The following is a 19,382-nucleotide window of genomic DNA, read 5'->3' as shown; positions in this document are numbered from 1 at the left end:
AGTCTTGATCAAGAAGCCGCTCTCGCAACAGCTAACCTTGAAGGACATCAGATGAGTCTCGCCACGACCCAGAGCATCGCAGAAATCAGGGCTCGCAACAAAGAGTTGATCGAGGAGGTGCTGAAGGTCTATCCGGAGAAAACCGCGAAACGGCGTGCCAAGCACCTCAACGTTCACCAAGCCGGCAAGTCCGACTGCGGGGTGAAGTCCAACATCAAATCCATACCCGGCGTGATGACAATCAGAGGCTGCGCCTATGCGGGATCGAAGGGGGTGGTCTGGGGACCGATCAAGGACATGGTCCATGTCAGCCATGGCCCGGTCGGTTGCGGTCAGTATTCGTGGGGCTCGCGTCGCAACTATTACGTTGGCACGACGGGGATCGATAGCTTCGTGACCCTGCAGGTCACCTCCGATTTCCAAGAAAAGGATATCGTATTCGGTGGCGACAAGAAACTGGTCAAAGTTCTGGACGAAATCCAGGAGCTGTTTCCGCTCAACAACGGCATCACCATCCAGTCGGAATGCCCGATCGGACTGATCGGTGACGATATCGAAGCCGTCTCACGAGCGAAATCGAAGGAGTATGGCGGCAAGACCATCGTTCCGGTCCGCTGTGAGGGCTTTCGCGGCGTGTCGCAGTCGCTCGGCCATCACATTGCCAACGACGCGGTGCGCGATTGGATTTTCGACAAGCTCGAGCCGGATGGCAAACCAAAGTTCGAGCCGACGCCTTACGATGTTGCGATCATCGGAGACTACAATATCGGCGGCGATGCCTGGTCATCGCGAATTCTTCTGGAGGAAATGGGCCTGCGGGTGATTGCGCAGTGGTCGGGCGACGGTTCGCTCGCTGAGCTTGAGGCAACGCCGAAGGCAAAGCTCAACATTCTGCATTGCTATCGTTCCATGAACTACATCTCCCGCCACATGGAGGAGAAGTTCGGTATCCCCTGGTGCGAGTATAACTTCTTCGGACCTTCAAAGATCGCAGAATCGCTACGCAAGATTGCGGGACATTTCGACGATAAGATCAAAGAAGGCGCCGAGCGGGTGATTGAAAAGTACCAGCCGCTGGTGAGCGCCGTGATCGCAAAATATCGTCCGCGCCTGCAGGGTAAAACGGTGATGCTGTACGTCGGCGGGCTTCGTCCGCGTCACGTGATTGGCGCATACGAGGACCTTGGGATGGAAGTCGTGGGCACCGGATACGAGTTCGCTCACAACGACGACTATCAGCGCACCGCCCAGCACTACGTAAAGGACAGCACGCTCATCTACGACGACGTCACAGGCTATGAGTTTGAGCGCTTCGTCGAAAAGCTCCAGCCCGACCTGGTCGGCTCGGGCATCAAGGAAAAATACGTCTTCCAAAAGATGGGTGTGCCGTTCCGGCAGATGCATTCCTGGGACTATTCGGGCCCATATCACGGCTATGACGGCTTTGCGATCTTCGCGCGCGACATGGACATGGCTGTCAACTCGCCGGTCTGGAAGAAGACGAAGGCGCCTTGGAAGGAAGCTTCGAAGCCAAGACTCTTGGCTGCAGAATAAAGCTACTAATTCCCGCTCTCGCGGAGAGCTGGGCGATACCAGTGTCGATAACGAAGGATTCCAAAAATGGCGCAGAGTGCCGAACACGTGCTCGATCATCTCGAGCTGTTCCGCGGTCCGGAATACCAGCAGATGCTGGCCGACAAGAAGATATTCGAGAATCCTCGCGATCCCGCTGAGGTCGAACGTACCAAGGAATGGACGAAGACACCCGAATACCGCGAGAAGAACTTTGCGCGGGAGGCGTTGGTGATAAATCCGGCGAAGGCCTGCCAGCCGCTTGGCGCCGTGTTCGCCTCGGTCGGGTTTGAGGGCACGCTGCCCTTCGTCCACGGATCTCAAGGCTGTGTGGCCTACTACCGCAGCCATCTGGCGCGACACTTCAAGGAGCCGAGCTCCTGCGTCTCTTCATCGATGACGGAAGACGCTGCTGTATTCGGCGGCCTGAACAACATGATCGACGGACTCGCCAACAGCTACAATATGTACAAGCCAAAGATGATTGCGGTTTCCACGACCTGCATGGCTGAGGTGATCGGCGATGACCTCAACGCCTACATCAAGACGTCGAAGGAAAAAGGCTCTGTTCCGGCAGAGTTCGACGTGCCGTTCGCACACACACCAGCGTTCGTCGGCAGCCACATCACTGGCTATGACAACGCGCTCAAGGGCATTCTGGGGCATTTTTGGGACGGCAAGGCCGGAACAGCGCCGAAGCTAGAACGCAGCCCCAACGAGGCAATCAACATCATTGGTGGGTTCGATGGCTATACCGTCGGAAACCTTCGCGAGATTAGCCGCATCCTGGCATTGATGGGTATCCAGCACACCATACTCGCGGATAACTCCGAAGTCTTCGATACCCCGACAGATGGCGAGTTCCGGATGTATGACGGCGGCACCACGCTGGAAGACACGGCCAACGCGGTTCACGCCAAAGCGACAGTCTCCATGCAGCAGTGGTGTACGGAAAAGACCCTGCCGTTCGTGTCCGAGCATGGCCAGGAGGTCGTATCTTTCAATTACCCGGTGGGCATATCCGCAACGGATGACCTTCTCCTGACGTTATCACGCATCAGCGGCAAGGAGATTCCGGAACAACTCACGCGCGAGCGTGGCCGCCTGGTGGATGCCATCGCGGACTCCAGCGCGCATATCCATGGCAAGAAGTTCGCGATCTATGGCGACCCGGATCTCTGCTATGGGTTAGCTGCCTTTCTGCTCGAGCTCGGCGCCGAACCAACCCACGTACTGTCCACCAACGGCAACAAGGCCTGGCATGAAAAAATGCAGGCGCTATTTGCGAGCTCACCGTTTGGGGAAGCCTGCCACGCCTATCCGGGCCGAGACCTCTGGCACATGCGCTCGCTCTTGTTTACCGAGCCGGTCGATCTTCTGATTGGCAACACCTATGGCAAGTACCTGGAGCGTGACACTGGAACGCCACTGATCCGCATCGGTTTCCCGATTTTTGATCGGCATCACCATCACCGCTCCCCTGTATGGGGCTATCAGGGGGGCCTGAATGTGCTGGTGAAGATCCTCGACAAGATCTTCGACGAAATCGACAAGAAGACCAATGTTCTTGGCAAAACTGACTACAGCTTCGACATCATTCGCTGATGGCGGGCAGTGCGCGTGCCATCGTCGAAAACACGCGACGATGGCACAAGCGCAAGACGATTGACCTTGCAATTTGCTTCGGCTGAGAGGAAAAACGGATGAGTTCGCTAGCGGCCACGGTCCAGGACATTTTCAACGAGCCGGGCTGCGCCAGGAATGGCAGTAAGTCGGAGGCTGAGCGCAAGAAGGGGTGCACCAAACAGCTGCAGCCGGGCAGCGCTGCGGGCGGCTGTGCTTTCGACGGCGCCAAGATTGCGCTGCAGCCGTTTACCGATGTCGCTCACCTGGTGCATGGTCCGATCGCGTGCGAAGGCAACTCCTGGGACAATCGCGGCGCGGCGTCTTCCGGCTCGAATCTGTGGCGCATCGCATTCACAACCGATTTGAGCGAAACCGATATCGTATTCGGAGGCGAGAAGCGGCTTTGCAAAGCGATCAAGGAGATCATCGACAAGTACGACCCGCCCGCCATCTTCGTCTATCAAACCTGCATCCCGGCGATGATCGGCGACGACATCAACGCGGTCTGTAAGGCAGCATCTCGAAGGTTCGGAAAGCCGGTGATCCCGATCAATTCCCCGGGCTTCGTCGGTTCCAAGAACCTCGGTAACAAGCTCGCCGGCGAGGCCTTGCTCGACTATGTGATCGGGACGCAGGAACCGGACTACACCACACCATACGATATCAACCTGATCGGCGAATACAACCTTTCGGGAGAGCTCTGGCAAGTGAAGCCATTGTTGGACGAGCTTGGAGTTCGGATTCTCTCCTGCATCTCCGGCGATGGAAAATATCGCGAAGTCGCTTCATCTCATCGCGCGCGGGCGGCGATGTTGGTGTGCTCAAAGTCGATGATCAACGTGGCACGCAAGATGGAGCAACGCTACGGGATCCCGTTCTTCGAGGGGTCGTTCTACGGTATTCAGGATTCAAGCGAATCGCTGCGCCAGATTGCGCGCCTATTGGTTGAACGCGGCGCGCCGAACGCTCTGCTCGCGCGCACCGAAGCGGTGATCGCGCGCCAGGAAGCGTGGGCCTGGGCTGCGATCGAGCCGTACAAGCCACGCTTCAAAGGCAAGAAGGCCTTGTTGATTACCGGCGGCGTCAAGTCATGGTCGGTCGTTGCGGCACTGCAGGAAGCCGGGCTCGAATTAGTCGGAACCAGCGTGAAGAAATCGACAAGGCAGGACAAGGAGCGCATCAAAGAGCTCATGGGGCAGGATGCCCACATGATCGAGGACATGACGCCGCGCGAAATGTACAAGATGTTGAAGGACGCCAAAGCGGACATCATGCTTTCGGGCGGCAAGTCGCAGTTCATCGCGCTGAAAGCGGCGATGCCCTGGCTCGATATCAACCAGGAGCGGTGCCATGCCTATATGGGCTATTTCGGAATGGTCAAGCTGGTGGAGGAGATCGACAAGGCGCTCTCCAATCCAATGTGGGAGCAGCTACGGCGACCAGCGCCATGGGAGGCATTGGCGAAGGCGATGGTGCAGATGCGATCGCCAATGGCCGGGATCGCTTGCGATTCGGTGCTCGCCGAAACGGCGCGCCGCGCGAGGAGGATCTGCTTCTGTAACAAGGTCGATCTCGGCACCATCGAGGATGCAATCGACGGGCACGGCCTGAGGAGCGTGGAGGCGGTCAGAGAGCACACCAATGCGGTCGGTGGCTGCTGCAACAGACGCATCGAGGGGATCCTGGTGTCCACGCCGTCGGCCATGCGACAGGCCGCAGAATAGGGAAGTGTCATGGCCAGCCTCACGGCGTCCACAAAAGCCTGTGCCGTCAATCCGCTGAAGATGAGCCAACCGATCGGTGGCGCCTTCGCCTTCATGGGGTTGCGTGGGGCAATGCCGCTTCTGCACGGCTCGCAAGGGTGCACATCCTTCGGGCTCACGCTCTTTGTCCGGCATTTCAGGGAGGCCGTGCCGCTGCAGACCACCGCGATGAGCGAGGTCGCGACCGTGCTTGGCGGCTACGGCAATCTCGAGCAGGCGATACTCAATATCTACAACCGTACCAAGCCAAAAATCATCGGAATCTGCTCGACCGGCGTCACCGAGACCAATGGGGACGATGTCGATGCCTACCTCAAGCTAATCCTCGACAAGCATCCGCAACTCGCGAAATTGCCGCTGGTCTATGTCTCGACCCCTGATTTCAAGGGTGCGTTCCAGGACGGCTGGGAGAAGGCTGTGGCGCGCATTGTGGAGTTGCTGGTTGAACCGGCCAGCGTCAATGGCCTGCGCGATCCCTCGAGGGTGAATGTTCTTCCAGGATGTCATCTCACGCCGGGTGATCTTGATGAACTCCGGGCCATGCTGGAGGACTTTGGCTTGCGGCCGTCCTTCCTGCCTGACCTGGCGGGATCGCTCGATGGGCATATCCCCGATGAGTTTACGGCAACGACCATTGGCGGCATCGGCGTCGACGAAATTGCGAGCATGGGCCGCGCCAACTGGACTATCGCAATTGGCGCCCAGATGCGGCGAGCGGCAGAGGTCATCCAGGCCAAGACCGGCGTGCCATTTCGGCTGTTCGAACGGCTGTGCGGTCTCGGTCCGAACGATGACTTCATCACGTTTTTGAGCGAGATCAGCGGCCGCCACGTACCATTCAAATATCGGCGCCAGCGCGGCCAGCTCGCCGATGCAATGCTGGACGCGCACTTCCATATTGGTGGTCGCAAAGTTGCAATCGCCGCCGAGCCAGACCTCCTGTTTGACCTGTCCGGTATGCTGCACGACATGGGCGCGCAGGTGACGGCGGCCGTGACGACTACTCACTCGGCGGTCATTGAGCGGATCAAGACCGAGGAGGTGCTGATCGGCGATCTTGAGGATCTGGAAGAGCTTGCCAGAACCAAGCATTGCGACCTGCTGATCACGCATTCGCATGGCAGGCAAGCGGCGGCTCGGCTGAAAATCCCGTTCTATCGAGCCGGCTTTCCGATGTTCGATCGGCTTGGCGCAGGGCACCAACGATCCATCGGTTATCGTGGTACGCGCGATCTGATCTTCGATATCGCCAATCTTGTGATCGCGGACCGCGAGGCGAACCATCAGCCTACTCCAGACAGATGGCGGGCTCCGGCCACTGCCACTAAGGTCCGGGAACCACAGCTCCATCAGTGCAGCTGAGAGGTCGATTGCATGAAGGTCGCATTCGCAACTCAAGACCTGAGACGGGTCGATGCCCATTTTGGTTGGGCAAAGAATATCGCTATCTATGATGTCGCGCCAGGCGGGCACGTGTTTCTCAAGGCGATTGAGTTTGAGGGGGATCTCAAGGAAGACGGCAACGACGACAAGTTGGCGCCGAAGATTGAGGCGATCAAGGATTGCACAATTCTTTACGTCGCCGCCATCGGCGGTGCCGGAGCCGCGCGGGTGGTCGCCAACAAAATCCACCCTATCAAGGTGAACGAGCCGGAAAGCATCCTGGTGCTGCTCGAAAAACTCGAGAACGCCCTGAACGGCACGCCACCTCCCTGGCTACGCAAGGCCATGGCAAAGGACCAACGGCGTACGTTCGAGTTCGACGAATGAGGCGATATGAGCACAAAGATGGAGCAGCAGGGCAGCGCCGTCGATGCGCCGTTCCTCATGGAGCTAGTCAAGATTTGGCGCGCTCAGGATACCAACGGAGCCTGGGAGGCCAAGAGCGATCTCGACTTGCTCGAACCCTATACCTTGGACAAGGAAAAGCGGCGCGCATTGCCGATTGTCGGCGATCCTGATCCCGATACGGTGTGGCGGCTTGAGCTGTTCTTCGATGCGGTCGCGCTGTCGATCGAGAGGGTGACCGGTGTGATGATCCAGCCGATTCTGAAGCTGCATCATGAAGGCTTCGGCCGCGTGGTGCTGATCGGAGGCCGGCTGATCGCCGTGAACAAGCAGCTTCGCGATGTGCATCGCTTCGGCTTCGATAACTTCGTAAAGCTCGCGCAGGAGGGTGACAAATATGTCCGCGACGGAATCGACCTGATTCGTAAATTTCCCGAGGTGGCGAAATATTGAGGACGCTCATGAGCGATCGTGAAACACTGAGGGCAGATCTCAAGAAGCTGTCGGCCAAAGCGATACAGGCAAAAATGGATCTGCATGACCTTTCGGAAGAGTTGCCCATCAACTGGGCCTCAATCATGGTGGTGGCGCAGAAGGCGCACGATGCCTATGCCGCGCTCGAGCGCAAGAGCCGCGATTTGAAGGCGCTGGAAAATACTTAAAGGGGCCCGAATCATGTCATTTGCAACGCGCGACGGCCGTGACTGGACGCCAAACTACCTGATCTCGATCGATGCCAAGAAGTGCATCGGCTGTGGGCGCTGTTTCAAGGTGTGCGGTCGAGATGTCATGATGCTAAAGGGAATCAACGAGGAGGGCGAGCTTGTCGACCTCGACGATGATGAGGACGACGACGAGATTGAAAAGAAGATCATGGTTCTCAACGATCAGGGCGCCTGCATCGGTTGCGGCGCCTGCGCCAGGGTCTGCCCAGCCAACTGCCAGACCCACGGTTCGGCCACAGCGGCAGCGGCGTGAGTGACGGCTGGCTCTATCGCGGCCAATCATCTCTGCCTTGATTGGGGTAACTCGCACTTCAGCCGAATATTTTTGGGCTGGCTCTCGATCCTTCTGAGCAGGTCTCACTCGCGAACGACATCGCTGCGCCGACCAAAGGAGCGGTCAGTTCGTGAACTTCGTCGACATGGGGGAACGGGAGGGCGCTTCTCAACAGCGGCAGCGCGGTCAGACGAGTGCTCGCGGGCGCGGATCTGTGTGCGTACAGAGTACGTGCCTGATGATGAGATCATATTGAGTCGTGCGCATCGCCAGTAGCCCAAAGGAATACTCGGATTTCGTCGCAGATAAAGCTGAGCGCGCAGCAACGGTTGCTGGAAGCTTTGCCAACAGTTCCGATGATCCGGACATCCCGGCTCGATTTTTCAGCTATCAGTTGGGTGACGAAGCTGTCGGAATGTTAAGGATGGGAGGCCCAGATCTGATTAAGAGAGAGCATTTTCGGCAGCAGTTTGGGCGAAACGACATCACGTCTCAAGTAGATCTGCGGATTACTCATCCCTGGTCCAGAACGCCGGAGATATTCTACCGGAACATCAGCTGCGAGAAGACGGCGATTACCCGTTGGTCTTGTCACGTCCTGCCTTGCCCGGCATGGAGCCCCGACTCGCGGAAATGGGTTTTTGTTCATGTGGGTCGTAATCGCAGGGTGCGTGATCCTAGCCAGCATCCTGAGGTGTGGACGAAGAACGATAACGACGAGTGGCAGCGGGTAGACAGGCCGACAAAGTATCCTTCCAAAGCTAGCGACGATGGTAGCGTCGATAGTGACTCGTCTGATGATGACCCGTCGTGTTATTTGGATCGGGCCATGGAAAAGCTGGCTAGGGAGCAAGGCGAATCGGACTGCAGCGCCGAAATGACTGGTCTCCCGTCAACGCCAACGCCGGCAAACAGTCTTGGCCTTCAAAAAGCGCTGCGCGCGTCCGAAGCGTGTGCTCCGTTTTGCGCCGCCAGGACGCCAGGTTTACGTTTGGTTGACGGTTCGCCGAACGTGCATTCGAAGACAGCAATCACGTGGCGAACAAGCCGCATCCATAAGTCAGCTTGATGACGGGGAGTGCCGAAATGGGCAAGCTAAGATCGTCGATGTTGCAACAAGCTTGTTCGCAAAGCGCGACGGTTGTCCCAACCCCGGCGATGTGTTCACACTTACGGGGCGGAGCAGCTCAATTCCTTCGGCGAAGATTAATCCGGGTCGCGGCCTTAGTCTTCCGGTCGATTGCAACAGCGGGCGAGACGTGGACATGCAAGTAGTGGCTGCGCGCATCTCAAAGCTGTGCCGGCGTGAAATTGCTAACGCGCTCTGGCTATTCGGCACGACTGCTTTTGCGAGCAGGCGCTGACTTTAGATGTCGCGAACGCTGTCCCTGCGCCGCACGCGCGTGAACGGGAAGCAAGGGTCTGCGAACTGGTCTGAATTGTGCACCCGCACCGATGAGGTGTGCTCGAGTGGTGCAGCCCGCTGCTTGGAATACCAGAACGCCGGTCGTTCCTCCTCCTACGGTCGTTGCAGGGGCGATCGCACCGCAACAATGAAGAATGCCCGAAGAGCAATCAATGCAGCCAGAAGCTATCTATGCAATTTGCGGCTTTGACGACATTCCAAACCGCCACGCCATCGGCGCCCACCTTATAGCTATCGACAACGACGGCGTTCACCGACCATGGGCCATCGTTGTCGTGCGATGGGGCAAAAAGGTGCTTGGCTATATCAACAAGTGCCCGCACAACGGCGTCAATCTGGACTGGGAGCGGAACAGATTCCTCGATCCATACAGCGTCCGGCTGATGTGCGGCAAGCACGGATCGACCTTCGAACTCGGCACCGGGCGGTGCGTCGAAGGTCCATGTAAGGGCAGTGCACTCACGCCGATCGCCTTGACAGTTCTGGATGGTGACGTCTGTGTCGTCGGCGTACGTCTTGTCGAAGACCATGCGTCCCGGAACGAATGAAGTCCGCGCTCAGACCGGCCGGTTCTCGTTGCGGTTCTTCACCGGTTCCATTCTCTTCAGCGCGTCTTCATAGGAGATCTCGTCATAGGACAGATCGAGATCCTTTGCGGCATCGAGCAGGTAATCAAGCTTGCCGCCCGCATCGAGCTTCTTGATGTCGTCCTTGTTGACCCCGACCAGGTCCATCATCTCCTTGCAAACCGTGGATTCATCGCACGGTAGGACGTGGAAGGTAGTATCACCGAGCTTGGTTCGGTATTTTGCCAGCAAATCTATGTTGTTGCAGAACATGAAGTAACTTCCGCCCGGGCTTAAGGCACCATCAAGGACGGTCGCGACGTCAGCAAGATACGCGAAGGAATGCAGGTAGCCGGCCAGGACCGGAATGGTGCGTTCTCCGTCCTGCGCGATCGTCAAAACCTGCTCGATCGAATAGTCCGGCGGCCGTTTCTCGTCCGCGACTTGAGTCTGGAAGTGTAGTGCGATGTCGCCGCGAAAGCCGAACCGGCCCGGCTTGGTCGTCCCGCCTTTGAGTACGGCATTGAGCAGGCGGCCCTCCTTCTCAAGTCTGCTGAGTGCGGTGTTCTCGATTGCAGTCATTAAATGCGTCCTCGATCTGAGCTCTTCACCGACGCCTTGGCCGGTGCCAGATGCAATGCAAATTGCTTGCCGTCGCATGTGTGGCGGCCTTCGGCGGAGCTTAGAAAGAAACCGCGTAAGCGGGCGGCGATCAGTCTCACGTAGCCTTGTCAGAAATCCGACACGGCTTCCAAAGCCGGCAGGCGCGACCGGAAAATGTGAGCATCGTCAAGCGTCTGCGCGCCGGCACATGACTTGCCCTTGGGCAGGCAGACCTAAGCCGACGAGGGGTAAGCCGTGATAAACCTGACGAATAGCGCAGTGAATGCAATCAAGAGCGCGATTTCATCGTCGACGCGGCCGGCTAGTGGTCTGCGCATTATGGTCGAAGCAGGCGGCTGCAACGGGTTCAAATACATGATGGGTCTCGCCGAGGAACCGAAGCCTGAAGACACTGTGATCGAGTGCGACGGTCTGAAGGTATTTGTCGACAACAAGAGCCATGACTATCTCGTCGGTACGACCATCGATTTCGGGATGGCGCTGGAGAACCCTGGCTTCACGTTTCATAACCCGAATGCCACCGCGCGCTGCTCCTGCGGCAAATCGTTCAGCTGATGAAGAAGAGGCGTCGAGGCATGTTGGCCGAAACCGAACAACTGAGGCAATCGTCGGCGACTGCAATCGAGCGAGAGCTGCGCATTCGCAGCGTCATCGAGGAGATCCGCCCCAATCTGCAACGCGATGGGGGCGACTGTCAGCTGATCGGGATCGATGGCAGCAAGATCATGGTCGGGCTGACCGGGGCCTGCACGTTCTGTAAGCTTTCGAGGCTGATGCTGGAAGGCATTCAGGCGCGGCTGGTCGAGAGGCTCGGAGAATTCATCCGCCTGATCCCGGTTGGTGCGGCAGGCAAGACTCCGGATTGAGCGGGGATAAAATGCCGATTTACCTCGACAACAATGCGACGACGCGGACCGATCCGGCTGTCGTGCAAGCCATGTTGCCGTTCTTTACTGAGCAGTTCGGCAACGCCTCATCCACGCATGCCTTCGGCGGCGAGGTCGCGGTCGCGCTGAAGCAGGCCCGGCGCAGCTTGCGGGGTCTGCTAGGGAGCGCCTACGATCATGAGATCGTTTTCACCTCGGGTGCGACCGAAGCCAACAATGCCGCAATCCTCTCTGCGCTTGCGACCCAGGAAGACCGTGACGAGATCGTGACCAGTTCGGTTGAGCACTCCGCCGTGCTTGCGCTAGTCGAGCAATTGGCGACAAGAGGGGTCAAGACGCATATCGTACCCGTGGATTCCCGGGGACGGCTCAACATCGAGGCATTTCGCTGCGCGCTCGGGCCACGCACGGCGATTGCCTCTGTCATGTGGGCCAACAACGAGACCGGCACGATTTTTCCTGTCGAGTTTCTGGCCGGGTTGGCCCGTGAGGCGGGCGCGCTGTTTCACACCGATGCGGTCCAGGCCATGGGCAAGGTGCGCGTGGACCTAAAGGACAGCGCGATCGACATGCTGTCGCTATCCGCGCACAAATTGCATGGCCCCAAGGGGATCGGCGCGCTCTATCTGCGCAAAGGGACAAGATTCCGGCCGCTGATCTGGGGCGGATCACAGGAACGACGGCGCCGCGCTGGAACTGAGAATATTCCGGGCATCGTCGGCCTTGGAAAGGCTGCGGAGCTTGCGGTGGAGCGGCTCGAACCGGAGCGCCTTCGCATTGGTGCGTTGCGCGACCGCCTGGAGCAGGGGCTTTTGCACAATGGCGAGTGCGTCACGCTCGGCGATGTCAGCAACCGGCTGGCGAACACAGCCAATATTGCCTTCGGCCATCTCGAAGGCGAAGCAATCGTCCATCATCTCAATCGTGCGGGCATAGCCGTGTCGCTCGGATCAGCCTGCAACTCCGGCTCAATGGCGCCATCGCATGTTTTGCGCGCCATGCAGGTGCCGGCGTGGAGCATGCGCGGCGCGGTGCGCTTCTCTCTGTCGCGTGAAACCTCCTTCGCGGAGGTCGATGAGGTCGTGTGCGCAGTGTCCGACATTGTGGCTCGCCTGCGCGCCACGTCGCGGGAGTCTGCCGGTCTGGCCAGCTATACGTCACAGTTCAAGGAGTTGCCCTCGTGAAAATTATGATCCGCCGGTCTTTGGACGCGGGCCTGTCGATCTACGTGCCCAAAAAGGATCTCGAAGAACCGATCGTGGAATCCGAGTACGAGACGCTCTGGGGCGGCTGGATCAAAATAGCGAATGGCTGGGTGCTCGATCTACCCGAGATGGCGAGCGACACACGGTTACCGATCACAATCAATGCCAAAAAACGGGGCGAGAACGGGGACGATCCGTGAAGTCGACCCCGCGGATCGATTTCGTCGATGCGGCCAATGCAAAGGCCATTCTCGTGGACGTCGCTGCCGGGCTGAGGGCCGCGAGCGTTGTGCCTTATCTTGGACCTGGCCTCGTCGACTTGTCCAGATGCGATGTGCCGACCACACCCGAGGCGCTTGCCGGCTTCTTCGCCAGCAGGGTAGCGTTGCCGCGACGGGCCAAGGGCAATGCGTGGGCGTCGGCGCAGCATATCGAGATCAGCAAACATCGCTCTGCCGTGACGGCATTGATGACGCAGGCCTTCGCTCGGCCAGTCGAGCCGACGCGCTTGCACCATCATCTTGCGTCCCTGTCGCTGCCCGTCATAGTCGATGCGTGGTACGATGGCGCGATGCGCGCGGCGCTGGGTAAGCGCGATGGATGGGGCGAAGTGCAGGGTATCACCCGCGGCGGCGTTGGCGAGAATCGCTGGTACCGCTTTTATGACTCCGTTGGCCAAGAGGTCGACAGTGTGGTGGCCAGCAGCTGGGCGACGGTGCTGTACAAGCCGCACGGCGGCGTGCAGCCGGCCAACAACTTCCTGATCTCCGACGCTGACTATGTCGAGGTGTTGACAGAAATCGACATCCAGACCCCGATTCCGGACATCATCAAGAAAAAGCGGACCGGACAAACCTTTCTCTTCATCGGCTGTCGCTTCAACGACCAGCTGTTGCGTAGCTATGCGCGGCAGATCATCAAGCGTACGGCCGACACCCGTTATGCGATCGTTGATCCGGATGCGCTTTCACGCAACGAGGTCCGATTTTTGATCGAGCAAGGCCTGACGCCGCTTGCGATTGGGCTCCCTCGTGCGGTGGAGATACTGCTCGCCAATTAACGGCGTTGTAAAGGCCGGATCGCTCACCTCGTCGGCCTATTGTGAGACGCCGCATCGCATCAAACTCGGTCGAGATGGAGCAGGGTTCTCGCGAGCTTAGCGCGAGAACGAAGCGGCCCACCGCGGAGCCTCTTTGTCAGAACGACGGCGTCCGTGTCGCATTTCCAACATGCGCATCATGACTGCTCTACATGCGTCAGGGTCGATCAGTTCTGCTAACTCCTTGACGTATGGCTGCAACGTCATCGTCTCCGCCGTGGCATGTGAGTTGCTACTCATCTTCTTGAAGCTTGCTCAGGGTTGATCCTGGGAAGTCGATGGTGCCTGCAGGGAGAAATGAACATGAACGCGGTCGTCGGGCGCGGAAAATATGCCAAAGCTGCGGTGGATCACGGCAAGATGATGCAGCCTGCCGTCGAGCATAAGGGCTGCCGCACCTCGGCCAAGACTGACCAGGCAAGCTGCGGCTCGCGGGCAGGCCAAGGCGATCTGCCGATCGAAATCTGGCAAAAGGTGAAGAACCATCCCTGCTACAGCGAAGAAGCGCATCATCATTACGCCCGCATGCATGTCGCGGTAGCGCCAGCCTGCAACATCCAGTGCAACTACTGCAACCGCAAATACGACTGCGCCAATGAATCACGTCCGGGCGTGGTGAGCGAGAAGATCACCCCTGAGCAGGCGGTGAGAAAGGTGCTCGCGGTCGCGACCGCCATTCCGCGGATGACCGTGCTCGGCATCGCTGGTCCTGGCGATCCCCTGGCCAATCCAGAAAAGACGTTCAAGACGTTCGAACTGGTCGCCAAGGCGGCTCCCGACATCAAGCTGTGTCTGTCAACCAACGGACTGACTCTGCCGGACCATATTGACACCATCGCCAAGTCCAGAATCGACCACGTCACCATCACCATCAACATGATCGATCCCGAAATCGGAGCCAAGATCTATCCGTGGATCTTCTTCAACCACAAGCGCTACTCCGGCGTCGACGCGGCCAGGATTCTCACCGATCGCCAGCTGCAAGGCCTCGAGATGCTTAGCCAACGGGGTATCCTGTGCAAGGTGAACTCGGTGATGATCCCGCACGTCAACGACCATCACCTGATCGAGGTCAACAAGGCGGTGAAGTCGCGCGGTGCCTTCCTTCATAATATCATGCCGCTGATCTCCGCGCCCGAGTACGGCACAGTATTTGGCCTCAAGGGTCAGCGGGGACCGACGGCGCAGGAATTGAAGGCGCTGCAGGATGCTTGCGAAGGGCAGATAAACATGATGCGGCATTGCCGCCAGTGCCGCGCCGATGCTGTGGGTCTGCTCGGAGAGGATCGCAGCGCAGAGTTCACCACCGACCAGGTCATGAAAATGGATGTCAGATATGACCTCGAGATGCGCAAGGCGTATCAAGACAGGGTAGAGGATGAGCGTGCCGCCAAAGTCGCGGCCGGCCAAGAGGAGGTTACGAAGTTCGCCGGCGAGATGAGCACGATCACGCTTCTTGTGGCGGTCGCAACCAGGGGCTCGGGGCTTATCAACGAGCACTTTGGGCATGCAAAAGAGTTCAAGGTGTACGAACTTTCTACATCCGGCGCCAAATTCGTCGGCCATCGTCGCGTAGACGTTTACTGCCAGGGCGGTTATGGCGAGGATGACAGGCTTTCGACCATCATCCGTGGCATCCATGACTGCCATGCGGTTTTCGTGGCCAAGATCGGCGCCTCCCCGAAAAGCAGTCTGATTAAGGCCGGGATCGAACCGGTCGATCAATACGCGCATGAATTCATCGAGAAGTCGGCGATCGCCTGGTTCAGGTCCTATCTCGACAAGGTGAAAAGCGGTGAGATCCAGCACGCCAAGCGCGGCGACGCCGCGATCCGGCAAGGAGCTCTGATCTCTGCGGCGTAAGGGGGTATGTGCCATTCAAGATCATCGCCTCGCAGTGCACGAGCTGCTCAGCCTGCGACCGAACGTTGCCATCTCGGAGAAGGGGAGAGCTTCTTCATTGAACCGGCGAAATGCACAGAATGTATTGGCTATTTCGGCGAGCCGCAATGTGTCGGCCCCTGGCCGGCCGACAATACCCGCGTCCTTGACACGTCCTTGCCGCGCTACCAGGCGCCAGCCTAACGGGCGAGCCTCATGAACAGCATGCCAAGAGCTGAAGACGTCGCAAGCTTCGTGCTGCGCGTTGGCGGCGCCGTAGACGTCGACGTTCGGTCCTGCCTCACGGACACCGACTGCTCTGGATTGCCCTGCGATAGTGCTGTTGCTCGCGGGCAGCACAGCCGTGGCGGGCTTTTCATTCCGTGCGGAGGTCCAAAGGCGCTTCTGTGTACCGAGAGACGCCTTCCAGGCGGCGCTGTTATCGTCGATGTGACTGACCATGCCGCGCAGATCAGCGCATTTTTCGCGGGATCAGTCGTGCCGCGCCGGAACATCGCCAAGCTCACTCAAGAACAAAGTCGCCAATGAACCTGGATGTAGCATTCAAGCCGCCATCCGGCAGCCAAAGAGCGCTGATCGCGTCCACGCTGTCCGGTGACGATCTTCCGCGCGAAGCTGAGGATCATCTGCCGCATGCCGGGCTGTCCTATCATTTGGACGACGTTGCGGAACAACATCTGCTCGAAGCGCGTGCGCTGGCGCCGGACCATGCCGCGGTCCTGATTGGGCTCTACCGCTTCTACTTCTACAATCTCCGTTTGGTGCGAGGAAGTGACGCCGATGTTGGCCAACAAGGATTATGAAGTTAGTCGCGCGGTCGCGCGCCACGTCGTGTCGCAGCTGCGCATTCAGCCGATCAGTGACGAGGATAGCGAGTTTCGCCGCATCATGACAGGCGATGTTCCCAATGCGTGGCTCCTAGCCATAGCGAGCGACCTGGACACCTGCATGCGGCTCGAGGTCGCACAACGGCCGTTGGCGGAGGCGCGAGCTGCCCTAGAGCGCTGTCCTGACCGGCAGGGGGGGCCGAGCTGCATTGCGGCTGGTGAATCGGCTGGGTTCGTCGAGCACAAAGTGATGCAGGACCTCGCCTGCGCGGGGCCGGGCAGCGTCCCTGCGCGTCCACGAGGGAGCGGTACATGAGCAGCATTGTGCGCGACAGCAACGTCGTCGAGCTGAGCGGGCCGCCTGTCTTTAGCTTCAACGAAAAGGTGCGAGCTAATCGCGCCATCCGCAATGACGGGACCTATCGGGGCAAGGAGATTGGCGACATTTTGGTCAAGAAGGGTGAGGTAGGTTACATCATCTCGATCGGCACATTCCTGCAGCAATTTTACATCTACGGCGTCGAGTTTCTGGAAAGCGGCTACCGCGTCGGCATGAAGCGTAAGGAACTCGATTCGGTGGACGCCTGCGAGGAGATCGATGATCTGCCGTTGCCGGACGAGGCCGTGTCATGACGGAGCCCGGCTTTCCGAAATATCGACGGGGCCAGCGGGTCAAGACCGCTGTCGACCTCATCAATGACGGCTCTTTTCCCAATACGGAGCCCGAGGGAGTCTTGCTCGCCGCCGGAGCGACCGGCGAGGTCATCAGGGTTGCTATCCATACCGAAGCGAACGTACCGATCTACACTGTCGATTTTGGTGAGCAACTGCTCATCGGCTGTCTTGAAGAAGAAATTACAGTGCTTTGAAGGGTGGCTTTGGCAATGAATGCCGCGCTGATGAGGAAGGTAAAGACCGGGCTGGTGGCTCACCCCAACGAGCTCGATCGCAAGCGGATCGAGCGCGGCTTGAGCTCGCGCAAGCGCTATCTCTATGTCGTGCCGAACGTGACGCCGGTGAGGGGCGGCTACCTCGTCGAGAGTCCCTGTTGCTCGCGCAATATCGACGAGGATGGCGGTCTAATTGATGTCGCGCTGATTCTTTATGATGCCGTGAGCGGTATCTGGAAGATGTTTTGCAAGAACCACACGCGAGGAATCTGGGAATTTTACAGCCTTTACAACCGCTTGACTTCAGCAATCGACGAATTGAATGCAGATCCGGAGCGTCTGTTCTGGCAATGACGAACCACCTTTGACGAGTCATAGAGGAGCTACGATGGTGCTCACCGCGGAGGAATTGATCGAAATCGAGCGGCTGCTTGCGGCCGATGATGCCGAGATGGGTCAGTTTGTTGAGCTGCGGCGCCGCTTTCCGCAGCTTGCTTTCGCGCGCTGTGATGCGTCGGATATAGCGGACCAGCCGTTCCGGCAGTTTTCCTCTTTCGATCTTCATCTGCTCGATGGATCGGATCACTGCGTGCAGATTACGGCCGATCCGGCGCGGGCGACCGGCATCGTGTTGGCCAAAAGGAATGTTGGGCGGTGAGCGGCACTAAACTCGCAGAGCATAGGCTTGATGGCGCGCACACTGTGGAGGAAAAGACGTCCTTCATTCCACTGTCCGATCCCGATATCACCTTCGCCGAGCTCTCTGCCGTGGAAACGCTATTGTGTTCGCCCCAAATCTCCAAAGGGCGGATCACTGAGGCGTTCGAGCACGCTTTCGCGGCCTATCTTGGGCGCAGATATGCCGTTGCGGTCTCGAGTGGTACCATCGGGCTCCTGCTTGCGCTGAAGACGCTCGGCATCGGGCCGGGGCAGGAGGTCATCGCCTCGCCCTACTCCTTTCGCGAGACCGCGTATGCCATTAGTCTCGCAGGCGCACGGGCGGTATTTGCCGATATCGACTATTGGTCGGGAACATTGGTCCCAGCGAAGGCGGAAGAGCGCATCACGGCCAACACGCGGGCGATCGTCGCCGGCAACCCTAACGGTCATCCCGCCCCATGGTCGGAACTGCGCGCGATCGCGCAGCGCCATCAGCTGCTGCTTTTGGAGGATTCCACCGAGGCAATCGGATCGAGCTACAAGGGTGAGCTTGTCGGCCGGTTTGGCGACCTGGCGGTGTTCGACTTTGCCCAGCCACTGGCCCTAAGCTGTGGCGAAGGCGCAATGGTGGTGACGGATGATATCGACATTGCGGTTGGCTTGCGTCGCCATCGCGCCCACCGCCTGGACGAGCGCTTCTCCGTTGTCGTCGGTGGCACAGCACCCTACCAGGCCGGCATGAGCGATCTCACGGCTGCCTTGGGGTTGGCGCAGCTCAAACGTCTCGATGAAATCCTGGAGCGGCGTCGGCTGGTCGAGCAGCTCTACAACGCGCATATGCAATCATTTGAGGGCATCAAACCTCCTTATGTTGGACCCCATGTGACGGAGGTGAACTGGCTGCTCTATCTCGTTCATCTGGGGACACGCTTCACGCGATCCGCCCGCGATGCCATTGTCGATGATCTGAACGCCGCAGAGGTTGAATCCGCCGCCTACAGCTACCCGCTGCACTTGCAGCGCCATTATTTCGACCTCGGCTATCGGCGCGGCGACTTCCTGGTTACGGAAAAGATAGCCGATCGCGCTCTGGCGCTGCCGTTTCACACCCATCTCACGAACAACCAGATCGAGTTTATCGTCGAGACCATGAAAGATGCGTCGATCAACGTGGGCGCAGGTGCAGCGATCTACTGAGATCGTCGTCATCCGCGACATGGAAGACTGAGGATTGAATGGCGATGATCGTAGTTGTCATAGCGAGAGATGAGCAAGGGGGGGAGGCGACATCGCTTGCGACGGACGTGCTTAGCGCGCGGATCACCAGCCACGTAAATGCGAGGAGAAGGCCGGATGCCGCTCCAGTCATGTATTCGTCGGGGAGGGCCGCAGGAGAAATGCTCCAACTGCGAGCGTGAAGAAGACCTGTTCGACACAGAAGACGACGTCTCCAAGCCGCGGCTCGAGGTTCACGGGCCAAGGTGCAGGAAACCGGGCACATCACAATCGAGATCCTCAGTCTCGGCTCGGGTCTCTGGAGTTAGCCAA

Annotated in this window: 22 protein-coding genes and 2 pseudogenes; 23 read left to right on the top strand and 1 reads right to left on the bottom strand. The window is 58.7% G+C overall.

All coding sequences use genetic code 11. The annotated features are described in order from the left end of the window. Positions 1-51: 51 nt before the first annotated feature. The 10 genes from nifD (at position 52) to ABIB78_RS33975 (ending at position 9,722) form a co-directional block, all read left to right on the top strand. Entirely contained in the window at positions 52-1,554 is a 1,503-nt protein-coding gene (gene nifD, locus ABIB78_RS34020; protein WP_429032803.1) for a nitrogenase molybdenum-iron protein alpha chain, read from the top strand. 66 nt (positions 1,555-1,620) lie between these two features. Continuing rightward, positions 1,621-3,177, top strand: a complete 1,557-nt coding sequence (nifK, locus tag ABIB78_RS34015; protein ID WP_429032800.1) for a nitrogenase molybdenum-iron protein subunit beta — start codon at positions 1,621-1,623, stop codon at positions 3,175-3,177. Positions 3,178-3,275: 98 nt separating this feature from the next. Continuing rightward, the gene (gene nifE, locus ABIB78_RS34010) at positions 3,276-4,922 is read left to right on the top strand and encodes a nitrogenase iron-molybdenum cofactor biosynthesis protein NifE (protein WP_429032797.1); all 1,647 of its coding nucleotides are present in this window, start codon (positions 3,276-3,278) and stop codon (positions 4,920-4,922) included. A 9-nt stretch (positions 4,923-4,931) separates the two neighbouring features. Further along, on the top strand, positions 4,932-6,323 hold the full coding sequence (gene nifN / locus ABIB78_RS34005) for a nitrogenase iron-molybdenum cofactor biosynthesis protein NifN (RefSeq protein WP_429032794.1): 1,392 nt from the start codon (positions 4,932-4,934) through the stop codon (positions 6,321-6,323). A 12-nt stretch (positions 6,324-6,335) separates the two neighbouring features. After that, positions 6,336-6,731 (top strand): nitrogen fixation protein NifX, encoded by a 396-nt coding sequence (gene nifX, locus ABIB78_RS34000; protein ID WP_429032792.1) that lies wholly within the window; start codon positions 6,336-6,338, stop codon positions 6,729-6,731. Between the two features lie 6 nt (positions 6,732-6,737). After that, positions 6,738-7,202: a NifX-associated nitrogen fixation protein gene (locus tag ABIB78_RS33995; RefSeq protein ID WP_429032791.1), complete on the top strand. Its 465-nt coding sequence runs from the start codon at positions 6,738-6,740 to the stop codon at positions 7,200-7,202. Positions 7,203-7,210: 8 nt separating this feature from the next. Then, positions 7,211-7,411 carry a CCE_0567 family metalloprotein gene (locus ABIB78_RS33990; RefSeq protein WP_429032789.1) on the top strand — a complete coding sequence of 67 codons (201 nt, stop codon included), beginning with the start codon at positions 7,211-7,213 and terminating at the stop codon, positions 7,409-7,411. A gap of 13 nt (positions 7,412-7,424) precedes the next feature. Further along, a complete protein-coding gene (gene fdxB / locus ABIB78_RS33985) occupies positions 7,425-7,727 on the top strand; it encodes a ferredoxin III, nif-specific (protein ID WP_429032787.1) in 303 nt (100 codons plus the stop codon). A gap of 280 nt (positions 7,728-8,007) precedes the next feature. Beyond that, a complete protein-coding gene (locus ABIB78_RS33980; protein WP_429032785.1) occupies positions 8,008-8,817 on the top strand; it encodes a host specificity protein in 810 nt (269 codons plus the stop codon). A 509-nt stretch (positions 8,818-9,326) separates the two neighbouring features. After that, entirely contained in the window at positions 9,327-9,722 is a 396-nt protein-coding gene (locus tag ABIB78_RS33975; RefSeq protein WP_429032865.1) for a Rieske (2Fe-2S) protein, read from the top strand. A 9-nt stretch (positions 9,723-9,731) separates the two neighbouring features. Here the strand turns inward: ABIB78_RS33975 and ABIB78_RS33970 are convergent, their stop codons facing one another. Next, positions 9,732-10,322, bottom strand: a complete 591-nt coding sequence (locus ABIB78_RS33970) for a hypothetical protein (protein WP_429032782.1) — start codon at positions 10,320-10,322, stop codon at positions 9,732-9,734. A 276-nt stretch (positions 10,323-10,598) separates the two neighbouring features. Between ABIB78_RS33970 and ABIB78_RS33965 the strand changes: the two genes are divergently transcribed. The 13 genes and pseudogenes from ABIB78_RS33965 to ABIB78_RS33905 all read left to right on the top strand — a co-directional run bounded on the left by ABIB78_RS33965 (position 10,599) and on the right by ABIB78_RS33905 (position 19,031). Next, positions 10,599-10,919 carry a HesB/IscA family protein gene (locus tag ABIB78_RS33965; RefSeq protein ID WP_429032781.1) on the top strand — a complete coding sequence of 107 codons (321 nt, stop codon included), beginning with the start codon at positions 10,599-10,601 and terminating at the stop codon, positions 10,917-10,919. Positions 10,920-10,939: 20 nt separating this feature from the next. Continuing rightward, positions 10,940-11,230 (top strand): NifU family protein, encoded by a 291-nt coding sequence (locus ABIB78_RS33960; RefSeq protein WP_429032779.1) that lies wholly within the window; start codon positions 10,940-10,942, stop codon positions 11,228-11,230. Positions 11,231-11,241: 11 nt separating this feature from the next. Further along, positions 11,242-12,435 (top strand): cysteine desulfurase NifS, encoded by a 1,194-nt coding sequence (gene nifS, locus ABIB78_RS33955; protein ID WP_429032776.1) that lies wholly within the window; start codon positions 11,242-11,244, stop codon positions 12,433-12,435. After that, positions 12,432-12,656 (top strand): putative nitrogen fixation protein NifT, encoded by a 225-nt coding sequence (gene nifT / locus ABIB78_RS33950; RefSeq protein ID WP_429032775.1) that lies wholly within the window; start codon positions 12,432-12,434, stop codon positions 12,654-12,656. Before nifS ends, nifT begins: the two co-directional genes overlap by 4 nt. Next, positions 12,653-13,516 (top strand): SIR2 family NAD-dependent protein deacylase, encoded by an 864-nt coding sequence (locus ABIB78_RS33945; protein ID WP_429032773.1) that lies wholly within the window; start codon positions 12,653-12,655, stop codon positions 13,514-13,516. Before nifT ends, ABIB78_RS33945 begins: the two co-directional genes overlap by 4 nt. Before the next feature lie 342 nt (positions 13,517-13,858). Beyond that, the gene (gene nifB, locus ABIB78_RS33940) at positions 13,859-15,418 is read left to right on the top strand and encodes a nitrogenase cofactor biosynthesis protein NifB (RefSeq protein ID WP_429032771.1); all 1,560 of its coding nucleotides are present in this window, start codon (positions 13,859-13,861) and stop codon (positions 15,416-15,418) included. Positions 15,419-15,426: 8 nt separating this feature from the next. After that, positions 15,427-15,640 (top strand): annotated as a pseudogene (locus ABIB78_RS33935) (ferredoxin). Positions 15,641-15,981: 341 nt separating this feature from the next. Beyond that, positions 15,982-16,218, top strand: a pseudogene (locus ABIB78_RS33930) (hypothetical protein); the annotation flags it as partial. A gap of 378 nt (positions 16,219-16,596) precedes the next feature. Beyond that, positions 16,597-16,917 (top strand): nitrogen fixation protein NifZ, encoded by a 321-nt coding sequence (locus tag ABIB78_RS33925; protein ID WP_429032768.1) that lies wholly within the window; start codon positions 16,597-16,599, stop codon positions 16,915-16,917. Next, the gene (locus tag ABIB78_RS33920) at positions 16,914-17,153 is read left to right on the top strand and encodes a nitrogen fixation protein NifZ (RefSeq protein WP_429032766.1); all 240 of its coding nucleotides are present in this window, start codon (positions 16,914-16,916) and stop codon (positions 17,151-17,153) included. Before ABIB78_RS33925 ends, ABIB78_RS33920 begins: the two co-directional genes overlap by 4 nt. A gap of 15 nt (positions 17,154-17,168) precedes the next feature. Continuing rightward, the gene (locus ABIB78_RS33915) at positions 17,169-17,528 is read left to right on the top strand and encodes a DUF3024 domain-containing protein (protein ID WP_429032765.1); all 360 of its coding nucleotides are present in this window, start codon (positions 17,169-17,171) and stop codon (positions 17,526-17,528) included. 34 nt (positions 17,529-17,562) lie between these two features. After that, positions 17,563-17,832: a DUF6129 family protein gene (locus ABIB78_RS33910; protein WP_429032763.1), complete on the top strand. Its 270-nt coding sequence runs from the start codon at positions 17,563-17,565 to the stop codon at positions 17,830-17,832. Positions 17,833-17,876: 44 nt separating this feature from the next. Beyond that, positions 17,877-19,031: a DegT/DnrJ/EryC1/StrS family aminotransferase gene (locus tag ABIB78_RS33905; protein ID WP_429032862.1), complete on the top strand. Its 1,155-nt coding sequence runs from the start codon at positions 17,877-17,879 to the stop codon at positions 19,029-19,031. Positions 19,032-19,382 lie beyond the last annotated feature (351 nt).

Source organism: Bradyrhizobium sp. I1.14.4 (assembly GCF_050435825.1).
Taxonomy (GTDB): Bacteria; Pseudomonadota; Alphaproteobacteria; order Rhizobiales; family Xanthobacteraceae; genus Bradyrhizobium.
Note: the sequence above shows the minus strand (reverse complement) of the source record. Positions and strands in the feature narration are given on the sequence as shown.

What these genes read in the sequence shown, in the direction of transcription:
- nifD (WP_429032803.1), top strand. Translation starts at nt 52, where the DNA reads ATGAGTCTCGCCACGACCCAGAGCATCGCAGAAATCAGGGCTCGCAAC.
- nifK (WP_429032800.1), top strand. Translation starts at nt 1,621, where the DNA reads ATGGCGCAGAGTGCCGAACACGTGCTCGATCATCTCGAGCTGTTCCGC.
- nifE (WP_429032797.1), top strand. Translation starts at nt 3,276, where the DNA reads ATGAGTTCGCTAGCGGCCACGGTCCAGGACATTTTCAACGAGCCGGGC.
- nifN (WP_429032794.1), top strand. Translation starts at nt 4,932, where the DNA reads ATGGCCAGCCTCACGGCGTCCACAAAAGCCTGTGCCGTCAATCCGCTG.
- nifX (WP_429032792.1), top strand. Translation starts at nt 6,336, where the DNA reads ATGAAGGTCGCATTCGCAACTCAAGACCTGAGACGGGTCGATGCCCAT.
- ABIB78_RS33995 (WP_429032791.1), top strand. Translation starts at nt 6,738, where the DNA reads ATGAGCACAAAGATGGAGCAGCAGGGCAGCGCCGTCGATGCGCCGTTC.
- ABIB78_RS33990 (WP_429032789.1), top strand. Translation starts at nt 7,211, where the DNA reads ATGAGCGATCGTGAAACACTGAGGGCAGATCTCAAGAAGCTGTCGGCC.
- fdxB (WP_429032787.1), top strand. Translation starts at nt 7,425, where the DNA reads ATGTCATTTGCAACGCGCGACGGCCGTGACTGGACGCCAAACTACCTG.
- ABIB78_RS33975 (WP_429032865.1), top strand. Translation starts at nt 9,327, where the DNA reads ATGCAGCCAGAAGCTATCTATGCAATTTGCGGCTTTGACGACATTCCA.
- ABIB78_RS33970 (WP_429032782.1), bottom strand. Translation starts at nt 10,322, where the DNA reads ATGACTGCAATCGAGAACACCGCACTCAGCAGACTTGAGAAGGAGGGC.
- ABIB78_RS33960 (WP_429032779.1), top strand. Translation starts at nt 10,940, where the DNA reads ATGTTGGCCGAAACCGAACAACTGAGGCAATCGTCGGCGACTGCAATC.
- nifS (WP_429032776.1), top strand. Translation starts at nt 11,242, where the DNA reads ATGCCGATTTACCTCGACAACAATGCGACGACGCGGACCGATCCGGCT.
- nifB (WP_429032771.1), top strand. Translation starts at nt 13,859, where the DNA reads ATGAACGCGGTCGTCGGGCGCGGAAAATATGCCAAAGCTGCGGTGGAT.
- ABIB78_RS33925 (WP_429032768.1), top strand. Translation starts at nt 16,597, where the DNA reads ATGAGCAGCATTGTGCGCGACAGCAACGTCGTCGAGCTGAGCGGGCCG.
- ABIB78_RS33920 (WP_429032766.1), top strand. Translation starts at nt 16,914, where the DNA reads ATGACGGAGCCCGGCTTTCCGAAATATCGACGGGGCCAGCGGGTCAAG.
- ABIB78_RS33915 (WP_429032765.1), top strand. Translation starts at nt 17,169, where the DNA reads ATGAATGCCGCGCTGATGAGGAAGGTAAAGACCGGGCTGGTGGCTCAC.
- ABIB78_RS33910 (WP_429032763.1), top strand. Translation starts at nt 17,563, where the DNA reads ATGGTGCTCACCGCGGAGGAATTGATCGAAATCGAGCGGCTGCTTGCG.